The organism is Bacteroides mucinivorans, assembly GCF_034654355.2.
In the GTDB taxonomy this organism is placed as follows: domain Bacteria; phylum Bacteroidota; class Bacteroidia; order Bacteroidales; family Bacteroidaceae; genus Bacteroides; species Bacteroides nordii.
In genome coordinates, this window is sequence record NZ_CP178179.1 from 3,513,730 (window position 1) to 3,531,724 (window position 17,995).

Sequence of the window (17,995 nt, forward strand, 5' to 3'; positions counted from 1 at the left end):
ATTGCGCGCAAAGTTACCACTTATTTATCATATTCTGAACTTCTTCGTTCAAAATTTTAGCAAATTCTTCAAATTTCATAGTCCCTTTATCGCCTTCACCTTGTCTGCGAACTGAAACTTCACCGTTTTCGGCCTCTTTCTCACCCACAATCAGCATGTAAGGAATACGTTTCATTTCATTATCGCGTATCTTACGACCGATCTTTTCATTACGATCGTCAACAATCGCACGGACTTCATGTGTTCTCAGATACATCTTTACCTGCTCAGCATAGTCATTGAACTTTTCACTGATCGGCAGAATGGCTACCTGATCGGGTGTCAGCCACAACGGGAATTTTCCGGCTGTATGCTCAATAAGCACTGCCACAAAGCGTTCCATCGATCCGAAAGGAGCACGATGAATCATTACCGGACGATGTTTCTGGTTATCAGATCCCATGTATTCGAGTTCAAAACGCTCCGGCAGGTTGTAGTCTACCTGGATTGTTCCCAACTGCCAGCGACGACCGATGGCATCTTTCACCATAAAATCAAGCTTAGGACCATAGAAAGCAGCCTCTCCATATTCTATTTTAGCCTTCAAACCTTTTTCTTCACAGGCTTCAATGATGGCTTGCTCTGCCTTTTCCCAGTTCTCATCACTACCGATATATTTCTCACGGTTAACCTTGTCACGCAGAGAAATCTGAGCTTCAAAGTTAGTAAAGTCCATTGAACGGAACACAATAGAGATAATATCCATTACGCGAAGGAATTCACCCTTCACCTGATCCGGACGACAGAATATGTGTGCATCATCCTGTGTAAAACTACGTACACGAGTCAAACCGTGAAGTTCACCGCTTTGTTCGTAGCGGCATACCGTACCAAACTCTGCAAGACGCAAAGGAAGGTCTTTGTACGAACGCGGGAAATTCTTATAAATCTCGCAATGATGCGGACAGTTCATTGGTTTCAAGAAGTACTCTTCACCTTCTTCGGGAGTATGTATCGGCTGGAAAGCATCTTTACCATATTTGGCATAGTGTCCGGAAGTTACATACAACAATTTATTACCGATAGGCGGAGTTATCACTTCCTGATAATCATAACGGGTCTGGATACGACGCAAGAACTCTTGCAGGCGCAAACGAAGTGCAGTTCCCTTTGGCAACCACATCGGAAGTCCCTTACCCACTGTATCAGAGAACATAAAAAGCTGCATCTCCTTACCAATCTTACGATGATCGCGCTTTTTAGCTTCTTCCATCAGCGTCAGGTATTCATCCAGCATTTTCTTTTTCGGGAAAGTAATACCATAAATACGAGTCAGCATCTTACGGTCTTCATGGCCACGCCAGTATGCACCTGCCACAGAAGTCAGTTTGATAGCCTTGATCGGAGCAGTAGTCAGCAAGTGAGGACCACGGCAAAGATCAGTAAAAGCTCCTTGCGTATAGGTAGTAATATGACCGTCTTCCAATTCGGATATCAATTCGCATTTGTAGGTTTCACCACGATCACCAAACATTTTCAAAGCATCGGTTTTTGCAATGTCTGCACGAACCACAGCCTCTTTCTTTGCCACCAACTCTGCCATTTTAGCTTCAATAGCCGGCAGATCAGCTTCTTTGATCACAGCTTCACCCGGATCAACATCATAGTAAAAACCATTCTCAATAGCCGGCCCAATACCAAACTGTATGCCTGGATAAAGTTCCTGCAATGCCTCTGCCAGCAAGTGAGCACTTGTATGCCAGAAAGCATGTTTACCTTCCTCGTCCTCCCATTTATAAAGTACGATAGAAGCATCTTCATTAATAGGGCGACCTAAATCATAAATTTCACCGTTCACGCCACAAGCCAGTACTTCCTGTGCCAGTCGCGAACTGATACTTTCTGCAATTTGCAAACCGTTCACTCCCTCGTTATATTCACGAACAGAGCCATCGGGAAATGTTATCTTTATCATAATGTGATGTTATATTTTTCTTTTTAGCACGCAAAGATAGTGCAAACCGAGAGCAGAATAAAATGAACGAGTTCATTTTTTATGCCAAGGTGCAGCTTTACTTCACTTTTTGGTGCAAAAATAGCTAAATCTTTTTGAGTTTTCTATTATTTATAAAAAAAATGTTATTCCATCTGATCGGTGAAACGTTTAATAATATTGTATGCCGAAACAATCCCCAGTTCACCAGCCTTACTCAAATCTGTAATTCCTTGCTTATTATTACCCAGGAAAATATGGGTCAATCCACGGTTATAATACGCATCTGCAAAATCGTGATTCAACTCGATGGCTTTGTCATAATCGACCAATGCAGAACGATAATCTTTCAACATTGCCAACACATTAGCACGATTGTAGTAAGCATAAACGAAATCGGGTGCCAAAGCAATCACACGGTTTAAATCTGCTATTACCGCATCATAATCTACCGCACCGATCTCCTTATGAGACGAATCGATGCCCTGTTTGGCACTTGTAGCTTCTTCGGCTTTTTGATACTCCAACTGCTTACAGCGCACCAAAGCTCTCATAAAGTAAGCAGGGAAGAATGTATCGTCCAGCAAGATGGCTTGTGTCAGGTCGTCAACCGAGCTTGTAAAATCCTGTACAAGATAAAAATCGAGCGCACGGGCAAAACGTTTCGCAGCACTCTTCTCATCTTCCACAATGGCAGAAGTATGGGCATCGATCAATGCAAAATGGAACTTAACCTGCTCTTCGGTCAACGGCGCTTCCATATTAGTAAGACGCAGACGCTTCGGGAATATACCCGTCTGGTTCAGTTCGTCAATGTAAGTATGATAGTTCACAGAACGCTTCACATCACTCATCTTCTCATAATAAGTAAGTGCAAACATCGGTTCGGGCTTGATATTCACGTTACGATCCTGTACTCTACCCCGGTAATCGCTCTTGTACTGCCGTTCCTGTTCAGAATCGTCTGCTATCACTATCTTACGATAGTTATTCATATTTTTATCCGACTTCTTACGTGTCTTGCCTTCGTCTTCTTCATCTTCATTATTCTCAGCCTTATCATCTTTATTATTTTGTGCCACATCTTTATTTGACACACCACCATTCTGACGATCGAGCTGCATTTTCATAATTTTGAAATCATCCGCTTCGGCTCCTTTGCGGTCTCCTATTTTCTTTCTGGCTTCAGCACGCTGATAATAACCTGCCAGGAAGTTAGGATACTGATCAATAACTGTAGTATAATCCTTGATCGCTCCCCGGTAATCTCCCGTTTGTGCACGCAACAATCCACGGTTAAAGGTAGCCATCATATTATCCGGTTCTATTTCAAGCACAAAGTTAAAATCTTCAATAGCACGGTTGTCATCTCCCACTTGTGCACGCAGCAAACCACGGTTATAATGCCCGATAAAATTGTTTGGATCTATATCCAAAGCGAGGTCATAGTCGCTCATGGCCCCTCTCAGATTGTTCTGATGGAAACGAGCCAAAGCACGATTAATATAATTCCCGGCATTCCGGGCACTCAAACGAATAGCCTGGTTGAAATCGGACTCAGCCTCTGCATACTTGGATTGTTGTAACTGTACAATAGCCCGTGACGACCATGCATCCGGATCGTATTTATCCAGCTCGATAGCTGTATTAAAATCATTCAATGCCCTAATAGTATCCTGCTGTTTTAAAGCCACTTCACCACGCATGAGATAGGCTCGTGTATATTTGGGAGATATGGCCAATAATTTACCCAAATCTTCTTCTGCAGCTTTATAATCTTTTTTCTGAATATGGCATAAAGTCAGATTGTGCCACAACGTAACATTCTCCGGTGCATAAAACAGGGCTTTCTGATAATCTTCAATCGCACCATCATACTTATTCTGCCGGATACGGGCCAACCCTCGAATCTGGTAAGCTCCCACAACAAAAGGATTACGCTCGATAGCTTTATCACAATCAGCCTCCGCACCCTGAAAATCATCCAGATTTATTTTAGCCAAGCCTCTGAAAAAATAAGGCTCGTACAAATAAGGTTTCGCATTGATTACCTGATTAAAGTATTGGATAGAGAGCACATAGTCTTCAAAATAAAGCGCATTACGGGCAATCATCATTACCCGCTCTGTATTTATTTGAGCATACACCAGCGTAGGCAGTAGCATGAGTGCTACTAATATCTTTTTTATCATTGGCCTTTGAATACTACTTAATAAGTGAAACAAAAGTAATGCTTTTCGGCTATTAAACAGGGATATCGGTTAACTTTTTATATTTTTTGAGTATTTAGCCAAGAAGATTTACGATTTGACGATTTACAATTTACGATTAAAGTTACTTTTTTTCATAAATAAAACATTTATCAATCGTAAATAGTAAATCGTCAAATCGTCCAATCGTAAATCCCCCCTCACTTCACTTGTTTCATCTTATATGAGCTACGGGCTTTTCCCTTCAGCATTGTATTCAGTTTTCCCTTTATCATCTGTTTGCGAAGCGGAGAAATGTGATCAATAAACATTTTACCATCCAGATGATCGAACTCGTGCTGCATCACACGGGCCAGGTATCCTTCTACCACCTCATCGTGTTCAACGAAATCCTCGTCCATATACTTCACACGTATACGATCTCCTCTTTTCACTGTTTCATGAATACCCGGAAGGCTGAGGCAGCCCTCCTCCATTGCTACTTCATCTCCTCCCACTTCGAGGATGTGAGGGTTAATATAAGCACGATTAAAATCTTTAAACTCCGGATAATCTTCTGATAACGGATCCAGTGTAATGGTTACAACCCGGATAGGAAGTCCGATTTGAGGGGCAGCAAGACCAACTCCATCGGCATGGACCATTGTTTCAAACATATTCTCTATCAGCTTCTTCAGCTCCGGATAATCGGGCGTAATATCTTCGGCCACCTTTCTTAATACAGGCTGGCCGTATGTGTAAATTGGTAAAATCATATTTCTTTCTTATTCCTTATTTATATTATACGGTTGTCTCTTTACTAAAAACGTTTACTTTCGAGATATGTTTGCAAGATAATAGTAGCACTGATTTCATCTACCAAAGCCTTATTCTGACGATCTTTCTTTTTCAACCCGGCTTCCAGCATCGTGCGATGTGCCAACACAGAAGTAAAGCGTTCGTCTACAAACTCAACAGGCATTTCCGGTATTTTTTTCTTCAGCAAACGGACAAAAGGTTCAATATACTTCATGTTTTCAGAAACTTCATTATTCATCTGTTTGGGCAAACCAATAATGATGCGTTCTACCGGTTCTTTTTGTACATAACCAGCTATAAAGTCCAGTAACTCATGCGTAGGCACAGTTGTCAGACCATTTGCGATAATCTGCATTGTATCGCTAACAGCAAGTCCTGTACGTTTCCTACCATAATCTATTGCTAATATTCTACTCATAATTGGGGTACAAAAATACGATTATTATTTTGATTACATCCCATGAGGTACAAAAAAAAGGACGTCTATTGCAGACGTCCTTTCTTTCATTCAAAGCTTTCGCTCTATAGAACCCATATTTTATTCCAGAATCACTACACGGTTCAGGAAGTTCTTACCGAACATATTGGCAGTTCCACCGAAGCCAACCAATTCAAGCTGATCTTTGCTTACGCCTTCTTTAACAAGTGCATCGTAAACGGCCTGAGCACGTGCTTCAGACAGTTTCTGATTCCACTTAGAGCTACCGGTTGCCTTGTCAGCATATCCGGCAATCTTATATTTCTTATCCGGATTAGCTTTCAGGATCTTAGCTGCCAACTGGATGTTAACCATGCCATAGTCGTCAATCTTAGACTTGCCAATCTGGAAGAAAATAGCACGAGGACCGGCTACTTCTACTTCCTTCACAACTTCCTTAGTCACAGGTTTCGCATTAGCCAATGCATTCTTTGCATCTGCCAGATCCGTCTGAGCCTGTGCCAGTTCGTCGCGATATCTGTTCAATTCATCATTGATAGCGCTCTGATCTACTTTACCTCCTGCAACAAATTTCTTACCGCCGAATGTATAAGTGAAACCAGCTGTTAAGTGCAGATAACCGTCTGTACTTGCACTACTATATGCACCCAAAATAGCAGGAGTCACCTGTCCACGAGCTTCTATATCAATAGCCCATTTAGGGTTGATGTTAAATTTAGCTCCCAAACCGACACTTGCTCCTACAAGCCAACGCAACTCATGATCGTTCGGAGTTGTCTTTGCAGGATCTATCTTAGTTTCATACAAAAGACTTCCGTCAGGCTGAACTACACCTTCACCGGTTGAATATCCGAGCTGCCAGCCATCATAGTTCTTAACGACATTCATAGAAGGACCAACAAAAAGCATTCCTTCGAATACACGTCCGGGTTTGTAACCACAGAACAAGTTGGTCAGGTTCAACATTCCGTCCAGGTTGACACCAACATAGTTTTCTTTACGTTTTACCTTGTTACCCGTTTGCAAAAACGGATATGCAGTAAACTGTTTGGATTGCCATCCATAAACCTGTCCACGAAATCCCCAGATAGGATTGATAAATTTACCCACCGATACATTGATCAGCGGAGTAATGGATTTGCTAAATTTGGAATCCGGATTGGTTGAAGCCTGTGCTCCCACTCCAACGCTCACAAAGATATTGTCCTTCCAGTTTTCACTGTAGTACTTCTCTTTTTCCTGAGCAGACACCGAAGCAGCAGTTCCCGCCAACAATAAAGATAATATTACTAACTTATTTTTCATTGTTTTTTGTTTTTAATATTCAACTCTTTTTATTCTTATTCACTTTCATTCCTTGCAACAGCCTTATTTCAGGCAAAACCTGAACATCAACCCACCAGTGAAATACTTCATTTTCTGAAACTCCACCTGCGCATGCAAATGATTGAACAGCAAATAGGTGGCACCCAGTGCAAAATCCTTCGAATCATATTCGGCAATTAACCGCAACTGCGGATGAAAAGACGGATTGTATGTAATACCTGCCGCAATTCCATTTAAATGGTAATCTTTTCTCCTATTATATAAATAAGAGAGGTGTACCCCGATTGTCTCTTTCCCCAGTTGAATGTGCTTAGTTGCAGCTAAATAAAAACGGCTGTAATATCCATTTCCACCCGTAGGAGCTACCACTTCACCAGAAGATGTGAACGGATCCGAAGTTCCTATCACCACAGCCGGTGTGTATTTCCAAAACTGGCCTTCCTTTAAAGCACGCAACCGGATTGAGAAATACCGATCCTGATTCGTAAACCCTGTATAACCATAAGGTTTTAGTCCCAATGCTTCGGCTTTGAAAAGTGTACAGGTATACGCTACTTCCAGCCAGGGCATTATAGTTACATTCAGGTAATAATTGTACGTGTGGTAATACCACTTAGGAGGAGTTATCTCCTTATTCATAAAATTGGCACCCAGCATTACTGTTTTATCTTTCTGCATCTCTGCCGAAGGAGCATGCAGCAATCCTGTGGTTCCATAGGTTAATTGAGCTGAAAGCATAACAGGTATACTAACAAGTAATAAAATAATATAAATACGTTTTCTACCCATTTTAAGATATCCCTATTTATGCTTTCAGTTCAAACTTTAGCCTCTTTATTCAGCGTCAATGATACCACCACCAGAAAGGTTGTCACCACCGTGAGAGTGTCCGTGACCATAATAAGTCAATATCGGATTCGTCAGTTCTGTCTTAACAGCAGTTTTCGTATTGATAACTACGTTCTTTCCGTTAACTGTGAAGGTAAAGCTTTCCAGTTTATAAGTACGTGCTCTGTCATATGATACGAAAGCTGTACGTCCTGCTAATTCGAAATCCTGAGTTTGTTCATATTCAGTAATACCTGTATTGCTCAAACCAAGTGCCAACAGACGGCTTTCAACCATTTCAGCAATTTTCTGTATAGCCATTGTATTTGTAAATCCGGCTTTCTTCACTGCATCAACGATAGATGTCTCGAACTCAGTTCCGATTACAGCCTGCATTTTCACTTTCACAGTAATCTTGTCATCTGCATCATTTTTCTTGTTCACTTCAATTGTCTTAGTATCTACATCTGTTGTTGAAGGAGCTTCTACTGTAGTCATTTTTGCATCTGCCTTGAAGGTAGAGAAGTGTTTTACATTCATTGTATAAGTAGAAGTACCAGTAGTTACAGAACCGCCCTTAGTATCTTCAACCCAGTTGTCACCTTCCTTATACATCAAAGTCAAATCACCCAGTTCTGTTCCGTAGATATCTTTGAATGCAATCTTGATAGGTTCTGAGAATACAGTTCCAGCAGGTGTACCCTCATAAACACGAAGTGCAGTTTCGTCTTCCAGTTCTTCTGCAACTTTACGCTGAATAGAAATAGGTTCTGCAATAGGAGTACCATCGATTGTAGCAATAATATTATTGTCTACGATAATTGTACCACCATCAGTTACTGTACTACCAGCAACCAGTTTGCCATCTTCGCCTACTCCCACTTCTGTTGAAGGAGAAGAGGTAGCAGAAGTATCAATATTGGCAGTACCTGTAGTTTTACCCGGTGCAAATGCAGCACGGCCATATCTTTCTACACCAGCTTCATCCAAATAGGTATAAACAACAGCAAATTCATGACCTTCAGCATCAGCTTTCGGAAGAGTATACTTAATTGTATGGTAACCAGCCATAGTAGCTACTACCTCGCCATCAACTGTCAGGCTTGCGCTCTGTACATTGAAAAGATTTCCACTAAGATCAGTGAAATGATATGAGTAAGTAACATTTTCTACCGGAGCAACTTTCTCAGTCAGATAAGCTACAAATACTTTCTTCAGGTTTCCTTCAAAATCAGCAGGTACAACTACTTCATCCAAAGTTACAATTGAAGTGTACACATCATATTTGTTCTGATCAGCAGGAGTAACCACTAATTTGTAAGCACCAGCAGCCACATTTTGCATAGCAACTTCTGTAGCTCCAGTTACATCATATAATTTAGCTGTAGCTGCAACAGAAACATTATCTTCAGAGAATGCAATAGCAGATACATCATATTTAGCTACTTTGCTAACAGGAGGTACTGTAGTTGACACCATGCTGATAATCTGTGAATACACAGCAGATTGTCCGGCAGCAATAGCATTGATCGTTACAATTTTTGAAACTGGTTTATAACCGTCTTTAGTCACAGAAATAGTAACATCACCCGGTGCTACAGTAGCTGTAAATGAGTTACTCTTTGCGGTGAAAGCAGTGCTTGGAGTTACTGTAATAGTAGCACCATCAATAGCTTCTCCTGTTTTACCATCAATAACAGTACCATTCAACGTATAGGTTGCTGCAGGCAAAGTTGTTTCACCAGTAGGTCCTTCTACATCCAATCCGTCATCCTTATAGCATCCGGTCAGTAAAGCTCCGGAGACCATTACTGCAAATAATGCCGTTTTAGCATTAAAGCTTCTAAAAAAACTTTTCTTTTTCATCTCAATAAAATTAAAAATTTAGTAATTCTGATTTAATAAAATATGGGTTAAAACTATTATTATTCATTATGTTATCATCCGGTGAACTTCTGTATCCTTTATAATAATACCGCTCATTTCCTGCATTATAGGCTATTCCCATGTTCTTCGACGGAGTCACACGTGGGATATATCCCTTTCGTTTATATTTATAAGGTGGAAGAGCAATCTGGAAACGAAATCCCCCATTTGCTCTTACACCTTCTGCTTTCATTGCAAAAAAGCCAATAGAAGTGTAACGGAAATGACGAGTCACATCAACTCTCACTCCTCTTTCTCCCAATATATATTGCTCGGCCTTCACAGTGGTCTGCAAATTAAACTGGGGCCAATAAAAACTGCCCCCAATACTCCACGTTAGCCTTTGTTTACTTCCATATACATACTCAAAACCATCCCAATAATAAGTCCCGGTTGTCCCTATCCGTCCCTCTACGCTAAAACGTTCATCCTTGAACGGATGAAACAACTTCAAATCAGCCCCATATCTCCCGGCATTAAAAGTACCAACTGCCAACGTACCCCATATGTTATAAGGCAGCCGAACAGTTTGTTGCAGAGTAAGAAATCCCGGGTGTACTTTACCCGCACGCGATCCATACCCGTCATTATATACAGGAATCACCATTTGCGCAGTCAACTTCATCCCTTTCCAAAACGAAACTTCAATAGCCGGAGACAAATTAAACAGCACTTGATAAATCTGAGTTATTACCAAATTCTTTAATGACAACTCCGGATATACTGTAATATCTACCTTAAACAAAGAGCTATTTAATTTCTTTCCTTTAACCTGTTTTCTCCAGTTTTTTCCAAGATCATAGCTAACTTCCCAATCTTTCCGATCAGCCTCAGAGATACTATCAGTAATCGTTGGCTGATAATACAATGATATCTGAGGAACATTATTGTCCAAAAAAATTAACCGACATGGCTTATTATGTGGTAAACCCATCCTTTGAACAACGTCAACAGCTTTACCAATTCCTACTCCATTCAAGCGATAGGCTGTATTCTCCATCACATAAACACGTTCTTTGTCATCTTCATGCCAACCTACATTCTCAAACCCCATCCCAACTAAAGTGTTAACAGTTTCTTCTCCTGTTTGGCTCATTCCCTTTGAGGAAAGCAAACAGAATAAAAAGATCGCTACACAGCGTGTTATATCGCTATTATTTAGGCCTTTCCACATGTAAGAGACTTTATATCCCATTCTTTAGTTTTATCTTAGCGTCATCTTTATGATGCGAAATACGACGCAAAAATAGGTACATTTTTAATAATACCAAAGAATTTTACACGAAAAATCAAAATATTGTATTATATTTTTTTATTCTTGTTACGAATTTCTAAAAATAGATACCAAATTGGTAATATCCTTTCTGAATGTTACAAACGATAGTGCTCTTTAAGGTGGTTGCAGCTGCACATATGAAGGTAAAAATGTAGTTCAATAAAGAAGGGGAAAGAGTATTAATGTTATTTTTAATTACCACACAACAAGAGCTTATTATATTATAGAATCAAAAGTACGTACTTTTATAGTCCAAAAGTACGTATTTAACTATGACTTAAATACGTACTTTATATATATAAGAGTACGTACTTTTATAATCAATGATATATATATTCTCTAAATGCTGATAATCAGCATTATGTTATCTCAGGAATGAGGGCAATTGCTTTACTTTTGCTCTCATCTACAATCTTTGCATAGATCTGAGTTGTCTGAATATTTGTATGTCCTAACAATTTCGAAACAGTATATATATCAGCTCCCAAAGTGATCATCATAGTCGCGTGGGTATGTCTCGCAACGTGAAAAGTGATATGTTTTTGTATCCCTGCGTCCTTTCCCCAACGAGATAATATTTCATTGGTTCTTCCCAAGGATATCAAACCGTTAAAAACCCGGTCGGTATCCAATGCTTTACCTCTCTTAGGTAACTGTTTTAATGCTTCAGGACTAAGAGGGAGAGATATTATTTCTTGAGTTTTTTGCTGTATTATATGTAATTGAGTATTACCAGCTTTATCTTTCCTGAGGTTCTCCCAAGTCAATGCAGCAATATCCGAGTGTCTTAAGCCACAAAAGCAGCTGAATAGGAAGGCTCTTTTTAACATTTCGTTATAGAAATGAGTTTGAGATAGCAGGCGTATTTCGTCCATGGTCAAATATTCCCGTTCTGTTCTTTTTCGTTTAGGTTTATCTTCATTTTTTATTTTATTCATCGGGTTTGTAGATAAAACATCTTCAACAACTGCATATTTTAAGCAATAGTTTAACTCTTTTAGATAGCATATCTGGCTATTCACATTGATCAACTTTTCTTTTTTACTATGTTTCTGAGTTGCAGACTTTAAGTACTCCATAAACCCTAATATGTAATCTTTATCAACAGCTTTTAATGAAATTCCACTTTTATCATATCTCTGAAGATGGTGAATCAAGGTATTCATCAAAGTTCGTTTTGCCTTTTGAACTATGTCTCTATTTGCTAAATAGCAGATGTAGTCAGTAAGTAACATGTTTGACCTGTTTTTATTTGCATCGAAACCAAATTTACCATTTTGTAATGCTACAATCTTCTGAGCTTTAATAGCATTAGCCAATTTAAGCGTTTCTGCATTTCTATCCTTATCTATCCGGTTATTCTCCGGAATAATATAAAGTTTCAAAAATTCATATCTCCGCTTTTTATCCATATAAATATCGAGATAAAGTGATAAACACCCATTCGACAATTGTTTTGACCGAAGTTTAATCGGTTCCTTTATTCTAAGTTTCTTTTTCATATCTGTCTACTAACCTATCATTAATATATACACCTTTCTGTTTGGAGTAACAAACTGGTAACACCCTTCATAAAGGGTAATTAGAACGTAGTACTTATTTCTATTGTTTATGTTATAACGTTTATTACTATTAGGACTGATTAATAAGGAATAAAGTATCACAATGCAATGGCCCGTTTTGTACGCCTATGCATGGTTTCTCTTGAATTTGGATAATGAATTATTCTTTATAAGGTAAAAGAAAAAAATATAAACCTCCTTATGCGAATAAATAGTAACAAATAAGTAACAGTAGTACTGCTATTATACTTAATATAACGTTCTTTATATCTATTTATTTTCTTGTAATAAAATCATATAATATACAGCAATATAGCAAATTACTATTGTTTAGTAGATTTACAGTTGTGCCTATCTGCATATCCACATAATAAGCCATGCAGACTTATTTTCCTGGATAATAATATTCCGCAAATTTCGCTTTATTATCAGCCAGTTATAGGTGATAGCATCCCTGAAATAAATCGACAAGACTGGGAAGTTAGTTATAATCTGGGCAAAAACTGGAGACAAGCAACAAAAGGTAAGAAAAAAAATAGTTCACTGTTTAAAGTAGATATTACAATATACCCCGAGTTATCATTAAAAAACTTAGTGATAACGCAGATATACCAAGTGTTGTTCAATTTATCTCCTGCTATTGAAGTTTCATTATGGAAAGGGATGAAGTTGACAGCACAGATGGTGATACCTATATATAATGATGGATATCCTTATTTATACGGTAAAGTACGCCCGGGGTTTGTTGGCCTGTCACAAAGCGTAAGACTGCCTTATAATATTTGGGGAACATTGACTATAGGGCACTTTAGTAATGAAAGATATGGCGTCGATTTGAAAGTTGACCATCATTGCATATGGGATGAACGATTCACATTATCAGGAAGAATAGGATGTACCGGAGCCGGATATTGGGAAGGATTTACGATGCATTATGGCACAAAGAAACGCATTACATGGTCATTAGGAGCAAGCTTCTACTGGCCACAATACAATGTAGAGACAACGATGAAAGTTGAACAATATTTATTAGGAGAAAAAGGGGTTAAATTAGATATAATCAGACATTTCCGTTATGCATCCATAGGATTTTATGCCATGAAAGCAGAGGGTGTCAAAGCAAACGGAGGATTCCGTTTTCAGATAGCCCTCCCCCCTTATAAATATAAACGCAGAGGATATCTTCCCAGAATCATACCTTCCAAAGATATGGGAATGAGCTACAATGCAGGAAACGAACAATATTATTATAAAGGCTACAGAGCTATGCCTGACGACAATATAATGCAGAATAATAGTTTTAACCCATATTTTATTAAATCAGAATTATCAAATTATTAATTTTATTGAGATGAAAATGAAAAGTAAATTTTTCGGTTTTAACGTCAAGCTGGCGTTAATGTTGGTAGCAATCTGCGGCGCGTTCGCCAGTTGCTACGAAAAAGAAGAGATTGATGTGCCTGCTCCAAGTACACAAGATCCGATTTATCTGATCAAAGGTATTGTGACAGACGAAAGTACAGGAGACATTCTACCTTCTGCAAAAGTCAATGGAGTTACTGTTGGAACAGATGGCTCATATACGGTTACTGCAACAGAAGGAACTAACATCATTAAGTTTGAAGCAGCAGATCATGTGTCCGCAACTACTTCTGTCTATGTAGACAAAAAGGACAAAGGAACAACTACTGTTTACACTGTAAACGCAGCGTTGAGACTTGGTGAAGGAGAAGAAGAGCCAGTTACGTACAAAAAAGTTGAGTACCTCATCAAAGGTTCAGTAACTGACGTAGCAGGCAATGCTGTGAACATCAAAACAATTTATGTATCCGGTGCCCCTACACAACCAGCAGGTGCAGTTGGTACAAGTAAATTTGAATTCACAACGACTACCATAGGAACTTACGAAGCATACATTACTGCTGATGGTTATATGCCTGCATTGGCTACAATCTATGTATCTGCTGTAGCACCCGAAGAAGGTCCAAGCACAGAAATACAGACAGTAGAAGTTAAAGTTGGCGTTATCATGGAGAAAGAAGCTGACAAACCGACAATTATCGATCCTGTTTATTACGTACAAGGTAATTTGTACAATGATAATGGTACAGGTGCTAACGATGTTAATGTAAAAATGACAACCAAAACGGGTTATAGTAACTCTACAAAAACAACTAAAGGCCTGTTCTATTTCGAGCTTACCAGCAACTATGTTCCGGCTGCTACGATAGGTACTATCAACTGCACCCAAGCTAACTACAAACCATTTGCAACCAGCTTCCTGATTTTACCAGTAGTAGGTAGCAGTACTACTCCCGTTACTTCAACAATTACCATCATGGGTAATTTGAAACCAGTAAATGGAGGAGATGTACCTGACGAAGATGTTAGCACCGGTGGTAGCGAAACAATTGAAGTTCCTGTAGAAGATGCAGATATCAAAGAAGTAGAAAAGGCTGGTGACGAAGCTACTGTAGAAGAAATTAAAGATGCAGTAACTAACATAATGAAGCCCGAAGATGTTGCAGCCGCAGAAGTTAAACCTGAGGAAGTAGCTGATATCATACAGAATATGAAGGATGAAGGTAAGATTGAGAGCATTGAGAATGTAGCAAGTGTTAAAGTAGAAACTCCTAAAGTAGTGGAAGTTGCATCAACAATTGCTACCGGCGAAGGTTCTTCTTCCTCTACCAAAGAAGAAGTAGACCAGATCACTATTCCGGCTGGTGTTATTGTTTATGCTACCGGAGAAGCTAAGAATGTAGTCATCACCCGTGACCCTGCTGCAGAAAAAGCAACGGCAGCTACCCGTGTTTATACTGGAGAACCTACAGGTACTATCTTCACAACTCCATTAGAGGTGAAATTTGAATCACCAATTGCAATTACCGAAACTCCGGATTTTGATCTGAACATTCTGTATGAACAAGCTGATGGTACTTGGAAAAAAGGAGATACAAAAGCAACATTCAAAAACGGTAAATTTGAAGGAGCAGTAAAACACTTCTCTAAATTCAAATTCGGATTTGATTCTAAATATGGTGTTGAAAAAATGTCAGTCGACAGTGTTACACTTGCGCCTATCATCATCAATAAACCTTGTTTCACAGGCGCTGCAGCACAGCCAGTTATCGTAAATATAACTTATGATGGTGGTATGAAATACGCTCCATACGACGAAAGCAAACCGACAATTACCACTCCATCTCTGGCAGTTGCCGATCAGTTGGCAGGCTCTAACCAGTCAACCACAGCTTTTGTTACTGACATGATGACTAAGATGATTAAATCAAACAACTTAAATATACTTCCGACTCCGAATTATACAAAACAGAAAACTTCTGCAGAAATGGTAATTCCTGCTTATGCTCAAGTAACCGGATTTGAAGTATATCGTACTCAAATTACTTATACCAGCACTATCTACGTCACAAAGACCGGAGCTTCAGAAGCAATTCCTGTTAAAGTAAAAATCAGTAAGATTATTTCTGCAACAGTTAAGCCAATCTACACTACTGGTCACGGACATGGTCATGGCGAAGACTTGAATGCAGGTGGTGGTATCATCAACGCTGAATAAGAAGCATTGTTTATATAATTGAATCGAAAGCATTTATAATGTATAAAATGAGTTTAAAACGAATCTATATTGTATTATTACTTATAAGTATACCTTATATGCTTTCGGCTCAATTAACCTATGGAACCACAGGATTGCTGCATGCTCCTTCGGCAGAGATGCAGAAAGATAAAACAGTAATGCTGGGGGCCAATTTTTTAAATAAGGAGATAACTCCTCCTACATGGTATTACCATACGTATAATTATTACCTGAATGTAACTATAATGCCCTGGCTGGAAGTAGCGTATACTTGTACACTTTTCAAAGCCGAAGCATTGGGACTAAAACCTTATGGTTATACAGGGTTTACGAATCAGGACCGGTATTTCTCAGTCCGATTGCTTGCTTTGAAGGAAGGCCAATTCTGGAAGTATACGCCTGCAGTAGTTTTAGGGACCTCAGATCCTTTTACTTCATCAGGAGATGTGATAGCTTCCGATAAGGGGAACGGATATTACAGCCGCTTTTATATAGCTGCGACCAAACATATCCGGATAGGTAAAGAAACACTTGGTGTTCATCTCTCCTATCTTTATAACAGGAGAATAGAATATCATTTGAACGGCATTGCAGCAGGTATTACCTATAATCCGTCTTTCCATCCACAGCTACGACTGATAGCCGAATATGACTCGAAAGATTTTGCGTTGGGAGCCACTTATCTGCTTTTCAATCATCTTCATGCACAGATAGAATTGCAAAGGATGAAATATTTCACAGGAGGATTGACCTTTCAATTCCGATTGAAATAAAAAGAGATAAGAAAGAGTTGAAATATTAAAAATTAAAAACAATGAAAAGCAAAGTAGTAATATTATCTTTACTGTTGACCGGAGCAGCCATCTCAGCTTCTGCACAGACCAAAGAGAAGTTCTATACCGAAAGGGCTAAGGACAATATCTTTATCAGTGTGGGTGCCGGAGCACAAGGATGTGTAAATCCGAACAACTTTGATTATGGCTTTGGACATGCCATAACTCCGCTGATCCATGTATCAGTAGGAAAACTAATCAATCCCGTATGGGGAGTGCGTGCTCAGGTAGCCGGCATGTGGAGTACACTATATACTGACTACAACAGAGTGAAAGGCGATTATGCCGAATACAAGAACAAGAAGTACTTCACACTGCGTGCAGACGCTATGTACAACCTCAGCAATGCTATTGTAGGTTACAATCCGGACCGTCTGTTCAATGTTTCTGTATTTGCAGGCCCAGGTTTGACATTTGCAAAAGCTTATGGCAAAATGGATAAGATGAATGCGCTGGTCAACGGTTCAGTTGGTTTGGCAGGACAATTCAACGTAAGCAAATACATCGATATTAATATTGAAGCAAGAGGCGAAGTTTCTCCTTCTATATTTGGTAAATACAGTAGTGCATATACAGACGGTGCAGTTTCTCTGACTGCCGGTGTAACTTACACATTCGGCGGTAAGAAGTTTGTATCTTGCAACTCTAAGGTAGACCAGAGCGCTATCAATGATGAATTAAACAAATATCGTGACGAACTGGCACAGGCTCAGACGGATCTGGCAGATGCAAAGAATGCATTGGCTAACGTGAAACCTGTGACTAAGGAAGTTGTGAAGGAAGTAGAAGTGGCTGGTCCTCGTGCTATTTTCTTCCAGATTGGCAAGTCTAAGATTGACGACTATGGCATGGTTAACATCCAGTTGGCAGCTAAGATCCTGAAGGCTAATCCGGATAAGAAATACAAGATTGCCGGATATGCAGACAAGGCAACCGGTAGCTCTAAGTGGAATCAGAAACTGTCTGAAGCACGTGCTCAGGCCGTTTACGATGCACTTGTTAAAGAAGGCGTAAGCAAAGATCAGCTTGAACTGGTTGGTTTCGGTGGAACTGCCAATATGTTCGGTAAGAATTTCCTGAACCGTGTAGTGATTCTGGAATAAACGCTGAAATCAGATACAAACTAAAGTTTTAAATAGCAAAAGGCTATCCCACTAAATTTTGTGAGATAGCCTTTCTTATATCCACATATTTTAAGGAAACTCCATCTTATTTTTGCAATCA

The 17,995-nt window shown here is 39.4% G+C and carries 13 protein-coding genes; 4 read left to right on the top strand and 9 right to left on the bottom strand.

The genetic code is table 11. The features are described 5' to 3' along the window. Positions 1 to 13: 13 nt before the first annotated feature. The 9 genes from thrS to VCM39_RS13665 form a co-directional block, all read right to left on the bottom strand. Positions 14 to 1,954 carry a threonine--tRNA ligase gene (thrS, locus tag VCM39_RS13625; protein ID WP_221648756.1) on the bottom strand — a complete coding sequence of 647 codons (1,941 nt, stop codon included), beginning with the start codon at positions 1,952 to 1,954 and terminating at the stop codon, positions 14 to 16. Between the two features lie 164 nt (positions 1,955 to 2,118). Next, entirely contained in the window at positions 2,119 to 4,164 is a 2,046-nt protein-coding gene (locus VCM39_RS13630) for a tetratricopeptide repeat protein (protein ID WP_322933708.1), read from the bottom strand. Between the two features lie 218 nt (positions 4,165 to 4,382). Continuing rightward, complete coding sequence (def, locus tag VCM39_RS13635; RefSeq protein ID WP_221648758.1) at positions 4,383 to 4,937, bottom strand: peptide deformylase; 555 nt, start codon at positions 4,935 to 4,937, stop codon at positions 4,383 to 4,385. Between the two features lie 44 nt (positions 4,938 to 4,981). Then, on the bottom strand, positions 4,982 to 5,398 hold the full coding sequence (gene ruvX / locus VCM39_RS13640) for a Holliday junction resolvase RuvX (RefSeq protein WP_002561644.1): 417 nt from the start codon (positions 5,396 to 5,398) through the stop codon (positions 4,982 to 4,984). A gap of 120 nt (positions 5,399 to 5,518) precedes the next feature. Beyond that, positions 5,519 to 6,724, bottom strand: a complete 1,206-nt coding sequence (locus tag VCM39_RS13645; protein ID WP_322933707.1) for an OmpA family protein — start codon at positions 6,722 to 6,724, stop codon at positions 5,519 to 5,521. A gap of 63 nt (positions 6,725 to 6,787) precedes the next feature. Then, a complete protein-coding gene (locus tag VCM39_RS13650) occupies positions 6,788 to 7,534 on the bottom strand; it encodes a YjbH domain-containing protein (RefSeq protein WP_002561646.1) in 747 nt (248 codons plus the stop codon). Positions 7,535 to 7,579: 45 nt separating this feature from the next. Then, the gene (locus VCM39_RS13655; protein WP_221648760.1) at positions 7,580 to 9,439 is read right to left on the bottom strand and encodes a carboxypeptidase-like regulatory domain-containing protein; all 1,860 of its coding nucleotides are present in this window, start codon (positions 9,437 to 9,439) and stop codon (positions 7,580 to 7,582) included. 10 nt (positions 9,440 to 9,449) lie between these two features. Then, positions 9,450 to 10,694: a hypothetical protein gene (locus VCM39_RS13660; RefSeq protein WP_323674024.1), complete on the bottom strand. Its 1,245-nt coding sequence runs from the start codon at positions 10,692 to 10,694 to the stop codon at positions 9,450 to 9,452. A 440-nt stretch (positions 10,695 to 11,134) separates the two neighbouring features. Beyond that, a complete protein-coding gene (locus VCM39_RS13665) occupies positions 11,135 to 12,277 on the bottom strand; it encodes a site-specific integrase (RefSeq protein ID WP_221648762.1) in 1,143 nt (380 codons plus the stop codon). Positions 12,278 to 12,649: 372 nt separating this feature from the next. Between VCM39_RS13665 and VCM39_RS13670 the strand changes: the two genes are divergently transcribed. Genes VCM39_RS13670 through VCM39_RS13685 form a run of 4 tightly spaced genes read left to right on the top strand, consistent with a single transcriptional unit; the run spans position 12,650 to position 17,874 of the window. Next, positions 12,650 to 13,678, top strand: coding sequence for a hypothetical protein (locus VCM39_RS13670; protein WP_323674026.1), 1,029 nt, complete (start codon positions 12,650 to 12,652; stop codon positions 13,676 to 13,678). 16 nt (positions 13,679 to 13,694) lie between these two features. After that, complete coding sequence (locus VCM39_RS13675; RefSeq protein ID WP_322933704.1) at positions 13,695 to 15,917, top strand: DUF3869 domain-containing protein; 2,223 nt, start codon at positions 13,695 to 13,697, stop codon at positions 15,915 to 15,917. A 38-nt stretch (positions 15,918 to 15,955) separates the two neighbouring features. Beyond that, entirely contained in the window at positions 15,956 to 16,711 is a 756-nt protein-coding gene (locus VCM39_RS13680) for a YjbH domain-containing protein (protein WP_221649081.1), read from the top strand. Positions 16,712 to 16,752: 41 nt separating this feature from the next. Further along, positions 16,753 to 17,874 (top strand): OmpA family protein, encoded by a 1,122-nt coding sequence (locus VCM39_RS13685; protein ID WP_322933703.1) that lies wholly within the window; start codon positions 16,753 to 16,755, stop codon positions 17,872 to 17,874. Positions 17,875 to 17,995: the final 121 nt, after the last annotated feature.